Below are 18,457 nucleotides of genomic sequence, written 5' to 3' on the forward strand. Positions count from 1 at the left end.
CTGCCCGCTGGATATGTCTTCCGCGCCAGGCTGATTCTGATGCTGGCCGAGGGAGCGTCCTTCCGCACGATCAAGCAGAGGTTGGGGACCACGGCGCCGACGATCAGCCGGTGGAAGCAGCGCTTCCTTGCTTCGGGAATGGACGGCCTGGATACGAATCATCCCGGACAGTCGGCTTCCGTGCTGACTCCGAAGCTGCGAGCCCGGATTCTCTCGACTACCCGCAAGAAGCCGAAGGACGGTTCCACTCACTGGAGTTGTCGCAAGCTTGCCGCAGCACTGGGCGTCAGCAAGGACGCTGTGCATCGGGTGTGGAAAGAGGCTGGCCTGAAGCCGCACCGCCTGGAGCGCTACATGACCAGCGACGACCCGGATTTCGAAGCCAAAGCCGCTGCCATTATCGGGCTGTACCTGAGCCCTCCGCAGCATGCCGCCGCGTTTTGTGTCGATGAGAAGACCGCCATTCAGGCGCTGGATCGACTCGATCCGGTGCTGCCGCTTTCGCCGGGCCGCGCCGAGCGCCATGGATTGGAATACTACCGACACGGAACCCTGTCGTCGCTGTATGCGGCGCTGGATACCGCGACCGGCCGGGTTCACGGAAAGACCGCTGCACGCCACACCAGCCGCGACTTTGTCGTCTTCCTGAAGGAAGTCGTGGCCCTGTGCCCGCCCGATCAGCAGATCCACATCATCCTCGACAATCTCTCGGCTCACAAGACCGCGCTGGTACGGGAGTTCCTGGAGCAGCATCCCCGCGTCCGGTTCCACTTCACACCCACCTACTCCTCATGGCTCAACCAGGTCGAACTCTGGTTCGCCAAAATCGAGCGAGAGGTCATCGCCCGCGGCGTCTTTACCTCCGTGCCCGATCTGGCCCGCAAGCTGCGACGCTACATCAACGCTTACTCAGCCAATGCTCAGCCTATCAACTGGAAGTACTCCGACCCTTCTCACCGCATCCGTAGTAACGAACTCTCTGCGACAGGCCACTAGGCTATCGAAGTTGTATTGATAGTTACGCGAAGCCGAGAACTTCAGTGAATCCGAAACCCGGCAGATCCGGCGCAATCACGCGATAGCGGTCGGCCAACAGTGGCATCAGTTCGTGGTATTGAAAGGACGAGCTTCAGATCGTAGATGAAGTGGCATGGGCGAAGAACCGGATGAAGTCCAAGGTGCGAGCGAGGGTGGAACACGTGTTTCAAGTGATGAAGCTGAAGTTCGGATTCGTGAAAGTACGCTATCGCGGACTGAAGCAGAACGCGCACCGGCTGTTCGTTACCTGTGCGCTGGTGAATCTGTTTGTGACCCGCAGAAAACTGCTCGCTGTAGCGTAGGCTCGTCCGGCTCCGGCCCTGTACGCGCGGTTGCAACGGCGGTGCTGACCAGCTCCAGCATCCAAGACCCGAACCGGCAGCGCGGTTTCCTGAGCACGGTTGTTAGTCGACTGAAGATGAGTGCTTATTCAGAGTGTCTTTAAGTTGTATCTGGAGCTGGCATAGACCGCCCGGCGGGGTTGCAGAATTAGTCGACTTGCGCCTTGGGCTGGGGAAAGGCGACCGACGTGCTCGTGGCTTCCCACGCGGCCATGTCCTGTTGCAGGCTGGCGATCTTCTTGCGCATGACGCCGAGCGCATCCCCGCCGAGCGCCAAGTGCAGCGGTGGATTCTCCGCCGCTACTGCATTAAGGATCGCCTGCGCGGCGCGCGCGGGATCGTTGGGCTGCTTGCCGCTCAACCCGCCGATGTAGCCGCGGAACCTGCCCGCCGCTGTCTCGGCATACTCGGTTATGATCGTCGCGGTGTGCTTCAGTGAGGAGGAGGCGAAGTTGGTGCGGAAACTCCCGAGCGTCAGCACCGTCACCTTGATCCCGAACGGCGCGACTTCCTGCGCGAGCGCCTCATTCATCACGTCGACCGCTGCCTTGGCTGCAGAGTACAGGCCGAAACCCGCGAAGCCAGTGAAGCCGGCCGTCGCCGAGGACGACAGGATGTGGCCCGAGCCTTGCGTGCGCATGATCGGCAAGACGGCGCGAGTGACGTTGAACTGGCCGAAGAAATTGACCTCGAATAGGTCGTGCGCCTCCTTCAGGGAGGTCTCCTCGACCGCGCCCACCAGACCCCAGCCGGCGTTGTTGACGAGGACGTCGATCCGGCCTGCGAAAGCCTTCGCGGCCGCCTCCACGCCGGAGGTGACGCTTTCGGGCTTTGTGACGTCGAGCGTGACCGCCCTAGCGCGGCCGGGGGAAAGCCTTTCAAACTCTCCGATGTCCTCGCGCTTGAGCACGGTACCGACCACGACCTGTCCTTCCGCGAGCGCGGCTTCGGCGAGCGAGCGGCCAATGCCCGACGAAACGCCGGTGATCAGCCAGTTCTTGCTGATAATAGTCTGCGACATAACTTGCTCCTTTGGGTTCATCTGAATTGGAATAACTTCTCAAGCGCTACGCTTCGGCCTGGCTTTGTTCTTGGCGGTTCCAGGACTGACTAGGAAAGCTCGACGCGATAATAGGTTTTCGCAACGATGCGCCATTCTTTGCCCAGTTTGAACATCGTGAGATAGTCGCTAAAAACCGACTGATTGACGCGCATCTGGACTTTGATCATGGCCTGCGTAGGCGAGGAAAGGTCGATTGTGACCACGTGTTCTTCTCGCTCTGCACCTAGCGACTCCGGGGAGATCCTTGCCCTGACGACCTCTCTATATTCTTCAACGGTACGGAACAGTGGGGCCTCATTTTCGATGGTGCATAGCTGGGCCCGGTCATGAAAGATCGCTGTAACCAGCTCTGGATTGCAGGTGTACAGCATGTCGAGGTATACCTGAACGGCATCCGCTATTTCCTTAAACAGTTCGATGGAATTCGACACCGGTCCAAAGGTAAGTGCTGCTTTTGAAGTCATTTTCATTTTCTCCTACACAAAAATCGAGGCTGACCGGCGAGGCCGGCTTTTGTGCCAACCCTCGCTGTAGTTCAACATTCGACGGGCTACAGTTCTCCAGTGAGAAACTGTGCCCGCCCTAACCCAAAGCTCCAGTCAGCCCTGGGCCTGTGACGAAATATTCGTACCTTCAGAAATGATCAGGCCAGCAGCCGCGCGCTCGGAGTAGTACTTCGCTGCGAATGGAGAGGGTATTCCTTCGTCATTTGCGCACGAACGTGTCAGGGGTGCCATCACTATGTGGTTCGGCAGTTTGAGGCTACCAAGTAGAAAAGGGGTAAAAAGCAAACGTTGTTTATTCATCTCAAGCCTCCTATATCGCGTTGGACCGTTCGGTCTTTCCTGCTACACAAATAGAGATATCTCAAACGAACGATAAGTCGCGTCGTATTATCCGATCATGTTGATAAGCATCCGCGATCAGGTTGGGCAAGAAACTGGCCCGACGATTCTCGTTAGAGATCGCCGGCACACACCCTGACGCTCTTTCGTCAGGGACAAGTGTTGAAGACCTATCATGTGGCTCTGGGCAGAGGTGGACAAGGTCAGAAGGTACAGGCTGGAGACACCAAGGTTCCTGAGGGTGTGTATCGAATCGTGGGACGCAACGCTCACAGTGCCTTTCACCGCGCCCTGAGAGTGGGCTACCCAACCCCCGAACAGGTTCAACAGGCTCACGAGCGAGGACTCGACCCCTGGTGGCGACATCATGGTTCACGGAATACGCAATGGTTTAGGGTGGCTCGGTTCGCTTCATCAGCAAGTTGATTGGACCAAGGGCTGCATCGCCGTCACTGACGACGAAATAGAGGAAATCTGGAAAGCGGTTCCAGATGGCACACCAATAGAAATTGATCGTTAGAAGCTGAGTTTCTTTTGGTTTACAGCATAGGCTGTTAGTTCCCTCAAAACGTTAGTGTCACTTCAAACGGTTCTATCGTAACTGCCCCATAGAGCCGCGCCCCTCCCACTCCCGTCGCACGGCAGTCACGATAGAACCTCAGGCCCATCCAAACGCCACGGCGTCTGCCCCAAAACGTCCACACCTCGACGCCACAACCGATGCTGGAGGTTCTGCCCCCAGGTATGGAGCACGCCGAGGAACCCTATGATGGCCACAGCGCAGGCCCTGATCGAGATGACCGCCCAATGCTTGAGTACGGCAACGGACGATGGCATCGAGCACCTTGCGATGCGGCCATGCAAGGTGCGATCCGTACATCTTGTCGGTGATGGGCACATCGGCTCGCCAGCCATCGACCAGACCCGGAAACAGAAAGGTCTTCGGCTTCATCCCATCGCCAGTAGCCGCGCAGCACGGTTGGGAGCCTCTCCGGCAAGCGGGGAAACGGCAGGTGCTCCAGCATGTGATGTCGCTTGAGCGTCTTGACGTAGAAGAACCGCAGCGCGGCCACTCGCTGCGCCACCGTCTTCGCAGCCAGCTTTCTTATGACTCAGCTCAGAGACCGGATGCTCGAAGAACTCGAGCGTCGCAACTATTCGCCTGGAACCGCAAAAGGCTACTTGTTTGCGGTCAAGCAGTTTGCCGAACACTTTCATCGTGCTCCCGATCAGCTTGGTGCAGAGCATATCCGCGAGTACCAGCTCTCCCTGTTTCGTGAGCGCAAGCTGGCTGCGAAGACGGTGGCGCAGCGAGTGGCCGCGCTGCGGTTCTTCTACGTCAAGACGCTCAAGCGACATTACATGCTGGAGCACCTGCCGTTTCCCCGCTTGCCGGAGAGGCTCCCAACCGTGCTCAGCCGAGAGGAGGTCGGCGGGTTGCTGGCCGCCTCCGCCAACCGGCTGCACCGCACCATGCTGATGACGTTGTACTCGACCGGAGTTCGCCGGACCGAGCGCTATGCCAGTTGAAGACCTCGGATATCGACAGCAAGCGCATGGTGGTTCATGTGCGTCAGGGCAAGGGCAGGCGCGACCGGGATGTCCCGCTCAGCCCGGCGCTGCTGGAAGAGCGCTTTCGCGGCATGATCTGAGTCATAGGAGGTAGCTAATCTCTGCCCGCCACAAATGCAGCGTCCACCACGCCAGCGGTTTAGTTCAAACGGAGATTTCGGAAAGTTCACGCCGGGCCAAAGCCCGCGAGGCTTACGACCTCGAACCTTACTTCTGAGAGCGACTGCCTGGGTTGAGCAGGCCATAACATCCAATCGGCCGCGAGCACCGACAAATATATGACCGTCCGCAACCGTCGGTATGGCGAAACGAACGATCATATCGGCACGATCCCGTTCGCTCTTCTGTTCACTGTTGTACAGCTCACGCGTAATGTCCCTCGCATCGTAGCATGCAGCACTGCGGGCCGGTCCATGTGCGCCTCGTTCCACTCCTTCGTCGACACCACCCACAGAATCGCATCCTTCGTCCCATCGGCCGAAGGCATTCACTCTCTCGAGAACGACGACGACATGATGAGCGCTATGGCGCGTGAGTTGGTCGAGCGCGGGGGAAGAGGACGATCAATCGTTGCCTCTTTTGCCGCTGGAGCCGGTCACAGCATCGTCACCTGCGCCGAATCTTGTCGAGCCCAATCCGAAGAGGCAACAAAAGCCTTCCACGCTTTGGCATACTGGCCACACGGAGGAAGATCAGATGCTGCTCTTCGCCTAAACCATTGCGCGTGAGCCTTCGGCGACGTGTCCGCAGGCTCACATGTTTGGAGCTTTCAATGACAAAACAGGAGATTCTATGGCCAGCAAAGCTACACCTCTGATTCCGTTTCAAAGGTCAGCTGATGCGCTGTCGTCTCCCACCGTGGTTGCCACGGATCATTCTCTGCTTGAGCTAGACAGTGAGCTCGGTGCGCTGCTCGATCAGATTCAGGATGAGATCGAAGAGCAGGGCGAGGCGAGCGCCGAAGCAATGGAGCGCCTCCAATTATTCTGTCAGGCCATGGATGTAAAGATCGATCGGATAGGCAGGTTTCTCAGGGTCATGGAGACACGTGCCGAGTACTGCAAGAAGGAGTCGGCAAGATACGCCGCTCGTGCCAAAAGGGCGCAGAACAAGATCGAACGAACGGAATCCATGGTCCTTTACTACCTTGCCAGCCACGATCTCAAAAAGATTGAGAGCCACGAATTCACGTTGAAGCGGAATAAGAACTCCCAGGACAGTGTGGTGATCACTCAGCCTGACAGCATCCCTGATGACCTACGCCGCTTCGAGGCAAAGATAGATGGTCCCCTCTGGCTCGACGTGATCGATGCATTGCCCATGACGCTGGCCGAACCGCTCGCAGCTTCCGTCAAATCTAGCGAGCCATCGAATAGTGCCATCAAGCAACACATTGCCAACGGTGGCGTGGTCGAGGGAGCTTCGGTCAAACGCGGGTGCCATCTGCGAATCGAATAGTGGGAAGCTCAATCAGGCTCTTGCAGGCAGCATAGGCCGGCGCTGGCGCTGGCCTAATATTCTGCTTGATGAATCGCCTATGACTCTGCAATCGGGACACACACGTCCGGAACTCGGAGGAAAAGCATTGACAGAAAACCTCGCTGAGCGACTCGCGCTGATATCAACAATTGACATCCATCAGATATTGTACGGAGCCGGTACTTCGTGCTGATCGGAATTCGCGGCTCGATCGAAACATCTCAGACTTGGCTATTGAAGGGGAGCCGTTATTCAGCGGTCAGAACTGGAACTTCGCTGCAAGCAGGATCGAGCGCGGACCGCCGTTCTGATAGAGAGGATTGAGGCCGCCGTTCGCCCCGCCGAAGCGCAGACTGCTGGCGAGAGTTGCGTCGAGTAGCCGAAGCGAGCGTCAGTTACGTTTATGTATTGTCGGGGGACCGAGGTTCGGGTGGTTCAGGATGCTGAAAAACTCGGCTTGAGCCTTGAGCCGCTTTGTTGATAACGTGAAACTGGCGCTGCAATCCAATGTCGGCTTGGAGCGAGTCATGCCTCGCAGGACGTTCCGGCCGAAATTGTCGACGGCTAGGCATACCCAAACTGGAGCTATACTTTTACCACTCTTTTCGGGGATTCAGAACATTCTCAGTGATCATAGGATCGTGTTTGAACCCGCTGACCAGGGTGATTTGGTGAAAATAGGTGAAATTGAGTGTGCGTAATCGATGCAATCGCGCCAATTACCATTCGGATGAACAAGCTCGGACGTTCTGTTGGCCGACTGTACAGACATCTCGCAAACAATGAATCCTGAACTCCCGGTGCGGATATTCCTCATACTCCTTTGCAGCATACTGGCCTGCCCTTGTGCGAACGCTGTGGATCCGGACCGGCGGATTTCTCAGTACGCGCACACTGCCTGGCGCGTGCGTGACGGAGTCTTCGCAGGAGCACCCACTGCGATCACCCAAACTACAGATGGATATGTGTGGGTTGGGACGCTAGGTGGGCTGTTGCGCTTCGACGGCGTTCGCTTCGTCCGCTGGACTCCACGCGCCGGAGAACATCTTCCCGCGACGGCAGTGATCTCACTCCTGGGCGCCGCCGACGGGAGCCTGTGGATTGGAACAGCCTCTGGCCTGGCTCAGTGGAAGAACGGAAATTTGTTCAATTTCCCAGAAACAGCGGGCCGCGTGAACTCGATCTACGAGGATCGTGAGGGCACGATTTGGATGGCGCGTTCGCGAACGCGGGCTGGAGCTGTTTGTAAGGTCACAGTATCTGTGGCCAAATGCTACGGGCCCAAAGACGGAGTTCCACCCTATGCTGGGACATTGATCGGCGACAACTTCGGATATCTTTGGATTGGAACCAGCACCGCGCTTGTCCGATGGAAACCAGGTTCATCTACTTCGTACGAGTTGCCCGGACTCAAGTCCAACGTAGCGCTTGCTGGTATAAACGCTCTCGCTGCCACTCCTGATGGATCTGTCTGGGCGGGGATCTCGAATTCAGGCCGCGGGCTCGGCCTGCAACAGTGGGTAAACGGTACATGGAGAACCCTGATCACAACGACACTCGACAGCAGCACGTTGAATGCCTACGCCTTGTGGTTGGACCGGCATAACGCATTGTGGATTGGAACTGAAGGAAACGGCATCTACCGGGTCCACGATGGCAAGGTGGATCGTTTTCGAAGCGCAGATGGTTTATCAAGCGATACCACCGAGGGTTTTTTTGAGGACCGAGAAGGTAATTTGTGGTTGACCACTGCCGAGGGTGTCGACTGTTTCCGCGACATTCCAGTTGTCAACTTCTCTGTGCGCGAGGGGCTTACTCGTGACTCGGTCGATTCCATACTTGCGGCTCGAGATGGGACCATCTGGATCGGGAATTATGAAGGTTTGGATTATGTGCGTGGGGACGTCGTTTCATCCATCGGTCCAAAGAATGGATTGCCGGGCAGTCACGTGACGTCCCTGTTCGAAGATCATGCTGGACGGCTTTGGGTCGGGTTAGACAATGGATTGTTTGTTTACGAGCGCGGCAGGTTTAGACCCATCCAGCGTCGCGACGGAGGTGCCATAGGGGTCGTTACGGAGATGATCGAGGACGTAGATAGCTGCATTTGGGCCGTAGTCGTTCGCGCTGGCCCCGAAAATCCAGTAGGACTGGTCCAAATTCAAGATGGCAGATTCGCCACCGAAATTGCAGACGAGAGGCTAGATATTCCAATTTCGCTAGCGGGCGATCCCGAAGGTGGCCTCTGGTTGGGACTGCGTAAAGGTGGTCTAGCCCGGTATCGGAATGGCCAACTGCAGATCTTTCCCCTCAAGAACACAAATGCTCAAGTTTTACAGGTACTGGCAAAATCGGATGGTTCTGTGCTGGCAGCAACCACCGATGGCCTTGTCGAACGGCGCGGTGAGACTCAGTATGCCCTCGACCACCATAACGGCCTGCCCTGCGACCGGACCTACGCGATCATTACAGACAAATACTCCAATCTTTGGCTGTATACCGAGTGCGGTCTGATATTGATCAAATCGGACGACCTGCAACAGTGGCGTGGACACCCCGACCTAAAGGTAAGGTTCGATTTGTTCGATGCGTACGACGGCGCCCAGCCCTATCTCGCTGATTTTAAGCCACGTGCAACACGATCAAACGACGGGCGCTTGTGGTTCGCGAATGGAACTGTGGCTCAGATCATTGATCCCGACCGGTTGTTTAGAAACTCCATCCCGCCGCCAGTACATATCGAAGAAGTGATTGCTGATCGAAAGAATTATCCGTCTCAAAACGGCCTTCGTCTCCCGGCCCTGACGCGTGATCTCGAGATCGACTATACGGCTCTGAGCTTTGTCGTTCCTCAGAAAGTGCAGTTCCGGTACAAACTGGAAGGTCATGATCGAGAGTGGCAGGACCCTCAAACCAGGCGCCAGGCTTTTTACAGTAATCTGCGCCCGGGCAACTACCGGTTCCATGTGATGGCCTCCAATAATTCTGGTGTCTGGAATGAAGCAGGGGCTGAACTCGATTTCAACATAGCTCCCGCCTACTATCAGACGACTTGGTTCCGAGGGCTTTGCGTGTTCGCTTTCTTCACGCTGCTCTGGGCCGGTTATCAAATGCGTGTTCACCAGTTGCAGGAGCAAGAGAAGAAATTCCGCGACGCAGTAGAAACCATGCCGGCCCTGGCTTTCGTTGCCGACCCCAATGGCAATAGCACGTTCTTGAACAGGGGATGGCTTGAATACACCGGCTTGAGCTCGGAACAGGCCTCAGGTTCAGGTTGGGAGAAGGCGATTCACCCCGACGATCTCAAGCGCGTCACCGAACGATGGCTCGCATCGCGGACGACTGGCCAACCGCTGGATTATGAAGCGCGGCTCCGGCGCGGATCGGACGGAGTCTATCGCTGGTTCCAGACACGCGCCCGGCCACTGCGCGATAACCGAGGCCAGATCGTGAAGTGGTGTGCAGTGGCGAACGACATTGAAGATCGCAGACATGCTGAACGGCTCCAGGCGGATCTTACCCACGCGAGCCGGGTCAGCACGATGGGAGAACTGGTCGCCTCTATCTCGCACGAACTCGCACAGCCCATCACGGCCACAACCAATAATGCCAGGGCATCTTTGCGATGGCTTCAGCACGACCCGCCCGATCTGACGCAAGTTCGCAAAGGGACGGAAAGAATCATCGAGGCGGGCACCTTTGCGTCGGAAATCATCAACCGTCTGCGATCGTTGTACAAGAAGGCCCTTCCCAAACGAGAGTTGGTCGCGATAAATGAGGTAATAGGCGAAATGGCCGGGATGCTGAGAAGCGAAGCCAGAAGACACGGAGTATCAATCTACACCGATATCAAAGACGATCTTCCGATGACCGTGGCGGATCGAGTGCAACTTCAACAGGTGCTCATGAACTTGATGATGAATGGCATCGAGGCGATAAAGGACTCGGGCGGCATGGTTATGGTGAAGTCGCGATTGGGCGAGGACGGCCAGATCGAGACCTCTGTAAATGACACAGGACCCGGGCTACCCGTGGGCAAGGCCGACCAGATATTTGATGCGTTCTTCACTACGAAACCAAAAGGCAGCGGCATGGGCTTGGCAATCAGCAAGTCGATCGTCGAATCGCATGGCGGACGGATCTGGGCCAACGGCGACGGCGGCCGTGGCGCGACGTTCCACTTTACCTTACCGGCGGCTCCCGCGGAAACAAGCCCCCCCGTGGATGCAGCGTGATTCGGCATCCCGCACGGTGGGTTCGCGGGCCAAGCCGGCATCATTTGATGCATAATCCATAGCGCCGTATCGACAGTGCTCGGCAGGCAGAGTTTGGCTGCAGAAGATTTTGGAGCGAGCATTGTGGATACGGCGATTTGTACTAAACCCGGATAGGTTTTGGCAGGACAATTGCTTTAAGGGGATTCAATCCATCGCAGCTATTTTGTGCGGACTTGAGCGGAAGCGTTGTGACTGCCGTGCGCAACATGCAATTTGTCCTGCCAAAAAATCTACCATGCTTCCACGTACCCGCGGAGCGGGTTTAGTACAAATCGCCAAATCACTCAGCGATCGCTCTAGCTGCATCGGAGGAACTCCCATTTTCGGGTCGTTCCACCTTTTCTTTGGTGTGCCATTTGACCCAGTTTGGATTCAGGGGTACAAACCAAGGTTCCATACGCATATTGCAGACCAGAAAGGAGGTTCCCATGTCTCAGCCTGTAAATGCAGAACCTGCACGTGAATCCCCTAGCAAGAAGATCTGTCAGGATCACCGGCCGCGAACCGGCATCGTCTGCCGGACGAGCGCGTGGGTCTCACCCACCATTTCTCCATCGCTGGCCACGAGGGCTACCTAACTGTCGGTCTTTATCCGAACGGGCGGCCGGGTGAAATCTTCATCCGGATGGCAAAGGAGGGCTCGACGATCGCGGGATTGATGGAGTGTTTCGGCACTGTCGTCTCGGTGAGCCTGCAGCATGGAGTGCCGCTCAAGGTGCTCTGCGACAAGCTCTCGCATACTCGGTTCGAGCCCTCGGGCTGGACCGGCAATGAGGAACTTGGATATGCGAAGTCGATCATGGACTACCTCTTTCGCTGGATGGAATTGCGATTTCTGTCTGGCAAGCAGCTTCCGCTGTTAACACAACAGATGGCAGTCGTTGAACGACCAGCCAGCGCAGAGGCAAACCATGCTCCCGCCAGCCATTCGCAATACCTTCACGACTGCTATGAGGTTGGCGATGCGCCTCTCTGTGTCACCTGTGGGTCACTGATGGTCCGCAACGGCAGCTGCCACAAGTGCGCAAATTGCGGTGGTACGAGTGGCTGCTCTTGACAGCGGAACGGGGCAGCTCTCGGCTACAGCAAATGACCTTGGAATCGCGAGCACATGAAGAGCTCTTTGAACTGGTTGAGGAACTGCAAGGATGGGAGAAAAATGCAGGTTCAGATAGCAATCGGGGAGAACCATCGCTTCGAGCTGCGTGAGGCGTTGTTGGTTTACTACGGGAACAAGACAACCTTCATTACGAAGCACGAGGTTACCACCCAGCAGAACGCAGCACCTACTTTCGGACCGGCGCAACCGCTCACCACAGCATTCGTCGAATCGCTCGTTCGCTCTCTTGGGGGCGGATCCGCGGCTGAGGTGACGGCCAGCACGTTTCCCTCTGCGGCCGAGTTCACTTCCTGGGTGGGAACCTGCCCCGGAAACCAGGAAAGCGCCGAAGAGAACTCCAGCAGTCGTTCGGCGAAAGGCAACAAGTACATGCGCCGGGTGCTCAACCAGGCCGCTCATGCTGTCGCCCGGAGCAAAGGCACACACTTTCAGGAAGTGTTCCGGCGTCTACTGCCGCGCCTGGGTTATAAATCCGCCGTCTGGGCCATCGCACATCGCCGATGCCGCTTGGTCTGGAAGATTCTTCATGGGGGAATCCGCTACGTCGAGCAAGGCACCGGAGTCGAACCGAAGCTCCTCATCTATCGTGCCCAATCTCTAGCCAAACAGCTTCGCAAATTCGGCTACAACGTTCAGATCACTCCCGCCAACAGGGCGCCAGCATAAGACTCGCGAGCGCAACCCTGGAGGACATGATTTTCGACGGTGATTTTCGACGGAGTACTACCGTAAACCGGGAACAATGGTTTAGCGTGGCAATGGCGAAATCAGCGATCTGTTACTACGGAATCAGAGGACATGAATCACAGAAATTTCGAATTTTGAGCTACCGGTCGACTTTTTTTGAGAACATTGAGACATGGGCAATCGCACCAATTCGGTGCTGGTGGCCAGTCTTCTCATATCTGGCGTATTTTTGCTTTCAACGAGCCCTAAGCCTCGCTCTATGAGGGCTGCCATTCCAGACCAAGCAATTTCACCGAACAACCTTGGCGGCCGGATGCCTCCCTCTTTTGATCGGGAGGTGGCGAGAGTCGAGGCCGAAATTGACCGGATTGAGGCGGACACGCTGCGCCAGGTCGAACACAACTCGCTCGATCGCCAGGCTCAGGTTCACATGCTGGGAAAGTTGCTGCTCTTTGATAAACATCTTTCCGTCCATCAAAACGAGGCCTGCAGTTTCTGTCATATGCCGGAGACGGGATTCACCGGGCCGATTCAGTCTTTGAATCAGACTACCGTGTCGTATCCCGGATCGGAGAGAACCCGGTTCAGCAATCGAAAGCCGCAGAGCTATATGTATGCACCCTTCGCGCCTGTGCTCCACTACAACGCTTTGCAAGGTGACTTTATCGGCGGGAATTTCTGGGATATGCGGGCGAGTGGCTATCGGCTGCAGAATCCAAGCGCCGAACAAGCGCAGGGACCGCCGACGAACCCCGTAGAAATGGGCCTGCCGGATTCGGCCTGTGTGGCGTTCCGTCTTTCCCGGGCTCCCTATCGCAAGCTCTTTGAGACGGTGTGGGGGAAAGACTCATTCACCATTCAATGGCCTCCCGACGTGGAAAAGGTCTGTGCCACACCGGCACCGCCCCCCGCCAACGATGAGTACCCGGTCCATCTCAGCGTGGCAGACCGGGCTCGCACCGACCGTGTATATGACAGCTTCGGGCTGGCGATCTCCGCCTATGAGTTTTCGCCAGAAGTGAGTCCGTTCACGTCAAAATATGACACCGTACAAGCAGGAAAGGAGCAATTCACGCCGCAGGAGAAACTGGGATATGAGTTGTTCCGCGGCAAAGCGAAATGCAATGAATGTCACCGGGATGGAGGCCCCGGTGAGGAGCCTCTGTTCACGGACTTCACTGCGAGTAACCTCGGCGTCCCGAAGAATCCGGGATTGCAGTACAACTACGAGAGCGCGCCCGACCAACGCGGCTATCGTGCCAACCCTGACGGACCGGCATACGTCGATGTGGGCGTGGGATCTTTCCTTCGCAGGCTGAAAAGCCTGAGCGGTCAACTGAATCCCGATTCTGGATGGATTCTGCTGGCGCCGAAGTTCGACGGCAAGTTCCAGGTTCCCACATTGCGCAACGTGGACATGCGCCCAAGTCCTGATTTCGTGAAGGCGTACATGCACAATGGCTACTTCAAGAGCCTGAAGGAAGTGGTGCACTTCTACAACACGCGTGATGTGCTACCCCGATGCGCGGCAGGGGATCGGGGGGAAAAGGTCACGTGCTGGCCAGTGCCCGAAGATTCGACCAATCTCAATAAACGGCAACTCGGCGACCTTAAGCTGACGGACCAGGAGGAAGATGCCATCGTGTCTTTCTTGAAAACCCTCACCGACGGTCACACAGTTCCCAAGCAGCGAGCCGCAATGTAGTCTTACACGGCTCACGTCGATGCCGGACGCTCAGTTGTGATTCCCGACGCGTAACACAGCTGGAAGCTGTATGTGTTCCTAAGGGCACCTCGTCTGAAGTAAGCGGTCAATTGTGCGGTTGGTCGCAAACCACACCTTACTCCCCAGCGCCTGACTTCGGCCACGTCCTGATCGAACCGCGGCTGCGTCCCCGCACGCCTCCGGCGTGGATGAGATTTTGCATACCCTTTAGTAATTGCCGAAGGTGGCAGCATTGCTATGCGCGCTACCCTCGTTGTGAAGGAGCTACGACACAAAATCCACAACAATTTGGGTAATTAGGAGATTTTGCAGGCTTTTGAGTTTTGTAAGTGATTGATTTTAAATGGCTCCTGAGGTAGGACTCGAACCTACAACCCTTCGGTTAACAGCCGAATGCTCTGCCATTGAGCTACTCAGGAGTGTCTGTGAGCGCGTTTGGAGAACGCACTGCGCTGAATCAGTTATAACAAATGCCCTCCGAAGGGTCAAAGGCGGCAATCGTTCGGTAGCGGGCCAGTCTGATGCTCCACCAGCCCGCTTCAAATCCTTACAGCTTATAGGCCTTCTTGACGAGGTTGACCGTGAGGTCTTTGACCACCTCGAAGGCCTCATCCTCGTCGAGCCGATGCTCCGCGACCAGCCGGCCGAGGAACGCGCAGTCGATGCGGCGAGCAACGTCGTGGCGCGACGGAATCGAGAGGAAGGCGCGCGTGTCGTCGTTGAAGCCGACCGTGTTATAGAAGCCTGCGGTCTCGGTGGCGGTCTCGCGGAAGCGCATCATGCCCTCGGGCGAGTCGTGGAACCACCACGGCGGCCCAAGCTTGAGCACGGGATAGTGCCCGGCCAGCGGAGCAAGTTCGCGCGAGAAGGTGGACTCGTCGAGCGTGAACAGAATGAAGGTGAAGTTGGTCGAATTGCCGTACTTCGAGAGCAGCGGACGCAGGTTACGGACGTACTCGGTTGGCGACGGAATATCCGCGCCCTTGTCGCGGCCGAACTTCTCGTAGACCTGCTTGTTATGGTTGCGGATGCTGCCCGGATGAAGCTGCATCGTCAGCCCATCCTCGGCGGACATGCCCGCCATCTCGGTGAGCATCTGCGCCTGGAAGATCTGCTGTTCCTCAGGCACCGAGCGTCCGGAGAGGATGCGCTGGTAGAGCGACTCCCCGGTGTGCGCGTCGAGATCGGCCGTCATCGCGGTAAGGTGGCCGTGATCGGTCGCGGTCGCTCCCATCGAGATGAAGAACTCGCGCCGTCTGCGCAAAGCATTCAGATATCCATTGAAGCTGCCGATGTTCTCGCCGGTGATGGCGCCAAGCCTCTCGATGTTTTCGCGGAATCCGGCGTACTCGGCGTCGATCACGGCGTCGGGGCGAAACGTTGGCAGCACCCTTCCCTTCCAGCCGGACTCGCGGATGGCCTTGTGATGCTCGAGGGTGTCGAGAGGCGAGTCCGTCGTCGAGAGGACCTCGATGTTGAACCTCTCAAAGAGCGCGCGGGGGAGGAACTCGGGAGTCTGGAGCTTGCGGTCGATGATGTCGTAGTACTCGTCGGCGTTGCCGGTTGCCAAGCGCTCGGTCAATCCGAAGTTGACGCTGAGGGAGTAGTCGAACCAGAGGCGGGTTGGAGTTCCGCGGAACAGATAGTAGTGCTTCGCGAAGATCCGCCAGACCTCGCGCGGGTCGGCCTGCTGCTTGCCGTCAAGCTGCGGAATGCCGAGCGACTCCAGCGAGACGCCCTGCGAGTAGAGCATGCGGAAGATGTAATGATCGGGCTGAATGAACAAGGCCGCGGGGTTAGGAAAGGCCTCGTTCTTCGCGAACCACGCTGGGTCAGTATGGCCGTGGGGAGAGAGGATCGGAAGATCGCGGACGGTCTCGTAAAGTTTTTGGGAGACAGCGCGGACCGCCGGATCAGAAGGAAACAACCGCATGGCATCAAGCATTCAGAGCACCTCGGTAAGAACAACCGCTAACAGAGACAAACTGCGAAAGATGGACGGCCTCAAAGGGCCTCCACCGAATTAAGCGCGACTCCGAACAAATCGCAACCACAGAAGCCTATCAAAAGTGGATCACAAGTGGTTGACCAATTTGCGTTGATAAGAGAAACCGGGGCGGGGGCCATCTCCACTGCAAAAGAAGAGAGGCGTCCCCGCTCGAGGACGCCTCCCTGGTACGCCGCAGTGCAGCGTGGGTTAGGGGATGTAGTAACGCATTCCGGTGAAGACCATGTTGTTGGTCGCCTTCGGAGCGCCGCCGACACCAGTCCAGGCGTCGCGGGTCAGGTAGCTGTACTGCACTTGGTACTGCAGACGGCCGTACCGCGGGTTGTTGTAGATCCGGTAGGTAAAGCCTCCCGTGTACTCGATGACGACGCGGGTCGCACCGAGGCAGTTTGCCGGGTTGCCAGGGCTGTATGGAGGATTACCCGCGACACCGATGCTGCCGAGACCGGAGCCTGGTGCTGAGGGCAGAGTCTCGGTGTTGCAACCCGTGTTGACCCCGGTGACGGGAGCATAACCAACCAGCTTGCCCGCCTGGGGTCCCGAGGTCGCAAGGTAGGTGGTGCGTTGTGCATATTCGGCGCCGGCGTATCCGAAGACATCGAGCTTCGGTGTCGGATGGCCCTCAAGCGAGATCAGCCCCTGCTGCGACTTGATGGGAGCCAGCGTGCCATCGGGGTGGACCGTGACGTCCGGTAGAGTCGATGTACCGTAACGGCCAACACCAGTGCCTGTCATCATATGAACGCCTACATCGAGGTACTTGGTGGCGGGCATGCGGAGGTTGGCAAAAAAACCACCGCCGGTCTTGGTATCGTTGACCGCACCGGCTGCCGTTCCGGTCAGCGCACCAGTGGAGCTAACTGCGGTAACGCCGGGATAGTAGCGGTCGCGGAACCAGCGACCGATTCCGCCCGCTTCAAAGTGGCCGTACTTGCTGTCGTAGGTGCCCTTTACGATAACGTCGGGCGCGACGTTGCTGGAGTAATTGGCGGTCAGGTTGTAAAGGCCACCGCCGGCGCCGGCGTTGCCGATAAAGAAGTTGGCAGGGGAGTTGGTCGCCGAGAAGATGTACTCAGGCTGCTCGAGCGAGGCGGCAGCGGTAAAGCCACCAATCTTCTGCTGGAAGCGGATTGCAGGCTGGCGAGTCCAGCTGAAACCGACGTGGTACTGCGCGTCGACGGTCATCGGCAGGTTCTCGGTGCGGTTGTCGGTGGACCTCTTCGTCTCGGTCACGAGCGACCACATCTGTCCACCGGTCAGGATAAAGCCGCTCTTGGTAGCTGCCTGGCCCCATATCTGGCGCTGGCGCAGCGTGTAGCTGTTGCTCTGATTCTCGTTGGAAGTTGCGCCCGCGGAGAGGAAGTCGGCTTCGACGTATCCCGAGAGCTTGAACGGTCCGGTGTTGCCCTCGAAGAGAGCGCCGATACGGCTCTGACGTCCAGAGAAGTTCAGTTCGGACACATGTGCCTGACCTGCGCCCTCATACGGAGTCGCGTTGAACGGTGTGTTGACGTCGGAGTTCATCGCCCGTGAACGCCACACGGTTTCAAAGGCGAAAAAGCCGACCGGCACGATGGTCACGCCCTTGTAGTGGATCGTCGTCGGCGACTCCATCGACGCGGTAAGGTCCCGCTTGGTATCGCTGATCGTCTGGGCGAGGCCCGTGTTGGAGACCTTGAGATCGGAGACCGAACTCGAGAGCGTCTGCATCTCCTCGTGGTTGGACTGGATGGCGGTTAAAGCACTCTGCGCCTGGGAGGAGGCAGCGGCAGCCGAAGCATTGGCGGCCTGAGCATCCTGGGTTGCTGTGGTCAGCTTCGCGTCACGGTCGGCCAGTTGACGCTTCAACTCGTCGATCTGGGCCTGCTGTGCCTGCATCTGCTCGCGCAGCTCACGGAGTGTGCGTTCGAGGGGAGTCTCGGTTTTCTTCTTGACGACTTTCTTCGCCGACCTGGGGGGACTAGCCGTCTGTGCCTGCATCGACACTGTACTTAAGACCAGCATCGCCGCAACAGCGGCTCGTAGTTGTTTCGTCATGGTTCCTCGCTAGTGGTTTCCGGTATCAGGGAGTAACAGAGATGGAGGGTCCGGATTCTTTTGCCTGCGTCCGTAACCGCGCCGTTCTTCCCGTTTGCCGCTGAAAGTATGCTTCCAGAACCATGTGAACGGACGAATAATTCCCCCGATTTTCATGGGAAAAACAACGTGATTTCAAGGAGCGAAGAAGACCTGACGTGCCGATGTTCGCACGCTAGGGCAGAAGTCCCTCCCAGTTGAGCGGTAACTGATTTACCGTTATCC

At 57.3% G+C, this 18,457-nt stretch carries 16 protein-coding genes, 1 tRNA gene and 3 pseudogenes; 11 read left to right on the forward strand and 9 right to left on the reverse strand.

The window, feature by feature from the left end:
* Positions 1-996 (forward strand): IS630 family transposase (locus Q363_RS12940; RefSeq protein WP_035350730.1); only part of this gene is annotated, 996 nt, incomplete at its 5' end.
* Between the two features lie 22 nt (positions 997-1,018).
* On the opposite strand, the gene Q363_RS45860 is transcribed toward Q363_RS12940, so the two are convergent.
* Complete coding sequence (locus tag Q363_RS45860; protein ID WP_342667412.1) at positions 1,019-1,102, reverse strand: alpha/beta fold hydrolase; 84 nt, start codon at positions 1,100-1,102, stop codon at positions 1,019-1,021.
* 34 nt (positions 1,103-1,136) lie between these two features.
* On the opposite strand from Q363_RS45860, the pseudogene Q363_RS12945 reads away from it, so the two are divergent.
* A pseudogene (locus Q363_RS12945) lies at positions 1,137-1,340 on the forward strand (transposase); the annotation flags it as partial.
* A gap of 187 nt (positions 1,341-1,527) precedes the next feature.
* Here Q363_RS12945 and Q363_RS12950 read toward each other — a convergent pair.
* From Q363_RS12950 to Q363_RS38070, 3 genes are all read right to left on the reverse strand, one after another.
* Positions 1,528-2,400: an oxidoreductase gene (locus tag Q363_RS12950; RefSeq protein WP_035350733.1), complete on the reverse strand. Its 873-nt coding sequence runs from the start codon at positions 2,398-2,400 to the stop codon at positions 1,528-1,530.
* A gap of 89 nt (positions 2,401-2,489) precedes the next feature.
* Entirely contained in the window at positions 2,490-2,906 is a 417-nt protein-coding gene (locus tag Q363_RS12955) for a nuclear transport factor 2 family protein (protein WP_169746975.1), read from the reverse strand.
* Between the two features lie 135 nt (positions 2,907-3,041).
* A complete protein-coding gene (locus Q363_RS38070) occupies positions 3,042-3,248 on the reverse strand; it encodes an oxidoreductase (protein WP_084080322.1) in 207 nt (68 codons plus the stop codon).
* A 174-nt stretch (positions 3,249-3,422) separates the two neighbouring features.
* On the opposite strand from Q363_RS38070, the gene Q363_RS46190 reads away from it, so the two are divergent.
* Both Q363_RS46190 and Q363_RS46195 read left to right on the forward strand, forming a co-directional pair.
* Entirely contained in the window at positions 3,423-3,713 is a 291-nt protein-coding gene (locus tag Q363_RS46190) for a L,D-transpeptidase family protein (RefSeq protein ID WP_157466832.1), read from the forward strand.
* Positions 3,643-3,807: pseudogene (locus Q363_RS46195) on the forward strand (L,D-transpeptidase family protein); the annotation flags it as partial. The gene Q363_RS46190 and the pseudogene Q363_RS46195, both read left to right, overlap by 71 nt.
* 240 nt (positions 3,808-4,047) lie before the next feature.
* On the opposite strand, the pseudogene Q363_RS46200 reads toward Q363_RS46195, so the two are convergent.
* Positions 4,048-4,164: pseudogene (locus Q363_RS46200) on the reverse strand (IS91 family transposase); the annotation flags it as partial.
* A gap of 230 nt (positions 4,165-4,394) precedes the next feature.
* On the opposite strand from Q363_RS46200, the gene Q363_RS12965 reads away from it, so the two are divergent.
* On the forward strand, positions 4,395-4,817 hold the full coding sequence (locus Q363_RS12965; protein ID WP_211256179.1) for a tyrosine-type recombinase/integrase: 423 nt from the start codon (positions 4,395-4,397) through the stop codon (positions 4,815-4,817).
* Positions 4,814-4,939, forward strand: a complete 126-nt coding sequence (locus Q363_RS45455; protein WP_281175991.1) for a hypothetical protein — start codon at positions 4,814-4,816, stop codon at positions 4,937-4,939. Before Q363_RS12965 ends, Q363_RS45455 begins: the two co-directional genes overlap by 4 nt.
* A 236-nt stretch (positions 4,940-5,175) precedes the next feature.
* Here the strand turns inward: Q363_RS45455 and Q363_RS42760 are convergent, their stop codons facing one another.
* Positions 5,176-5,346 (reverse strand): hypothetical protein, encoded by a 171-nt coding sequence (locus tag Q363_RS42760; RefSeq protein WP_157466816.1) that lies wholly within the window; start codon positions 5,344-5,346, stop codon positions 5,176-5,178.
* Between the two features lie 305 nt (positions 5,347-5,651).
* Between Q363_RS42760 and Q363_RS12975 the strand changes: the two genes are divergently transcribed.
* The 5 genes from Q363_RS12975 (at position 5,652) to Q363_RS13000 (ending at position 14,127) form a co-directional block, all read left to right on the forward strand.
* Positions 5,652-6,317, forward strand: a complete 666-nt coding sequence (locus tag Q363_RS12975) for a siphovirus Gp157 family protein (protein WP_035350743.1) — start codon at positions 5,652-5,654, stop codon at positions 6,315-6,317.
* A 1,334-nt stretch (positions 6,318-7,651) separates the two neighbouring features.
* The gene (locus Q363_RS36055; protein WP_169746977.1) at positions 7,652-10,573 is read left to right on the forward strand and encodes an ATP-binding protein; all 2,922 of its coding nucleotides are present in this window, start codon (positions 7,652-7,654) and stop codon (positions 10,571-10,573) included.
* Between the two features lie 571 nt (positions 10,574-11,144).
* Entirely contained in the window at positions 11,145-11,672 is a 528-nt protein-coding gene (locus Q363_RS12990; RefSeq protein ID WP_035350749.1) for a TSCPD domain-containing protein, read from the forward strand.
* A 102-nt stretch (positions 11,673-11,774) separates the two neighbouring features.
* Positions 11,775-12,401 carry an IS110 family transposase gene (locus Q363_RS12995; protein WP_035350752.1) on the forward strand — a complete coding sequence of 209 codons (627 nt, stop codon included), beginning with the start codon at positions 11,775-11,777 and terminating at the stop codon, positions 12,399-12,401.
* Positions 12,402-12,735: 334 nt separating this feature from the next.
* Positions 12,736-14,127, forward strand: coding sequence for a cytochrome-c peroxidase (locus Q363_RS13000; RefSeq protein WP_169746978.1), 1,392 nt, complete (start codon positions 12,736-12,738; stop codon positions 14,125-14,127).
* Between the two features lie 365 nt (positions 14,128-14,492).
* On the opposite strand, the gene Q363_RS13005 is transcribed toward Q363_RS13000, so the two are convergent.
* From Q363_RS13005 to Q363_RS13015, 3 genes are all read right to left on the reverse strand, one after another.
* Positions 14,493-14,567: transfer RNA gene (locus tag Q363_RS13005), tRNA-Asn, on the reverse strand.
* A 128-nt stretch (positions 14,568-14,695) separates the two neighbouring features.
* Positions 14,696-16,093, reverse strand: a complete 1,398-nt coding sequence (gene uxaC, locus Q363_RS13010; protein WP_035350755.1) for a glucuronate isomerase — start codon at positions 16,091-16,093, stop codon at positions 14,696-14,698.
* A gap of 252 nt (positions 16,094-16,345) precedes the next feature.
* Positions 16,346-18,193, reverse strand: a complete 1,848-nt coding sequence (locus Q363_RS13015) for a hypothetical protein (RefSeq protein WP_035350758.1) — start codon at positions 18,191-18,193, stop codon at positions 16,346-16,348.
* Positions 18,194-18,457 lie beyond the last annotated feature (264 nt).

Origin of the sequence: Edaphobacter aggregans DSM 19364 (assembly GCF_000745965.1) — a bacterium.
GTDB lineage: Bacteria > Acidobacteriota > Terriglobia > Terriglobales > Acidobacteriaceae > Edaphobacter > Edaphobacter aggregans.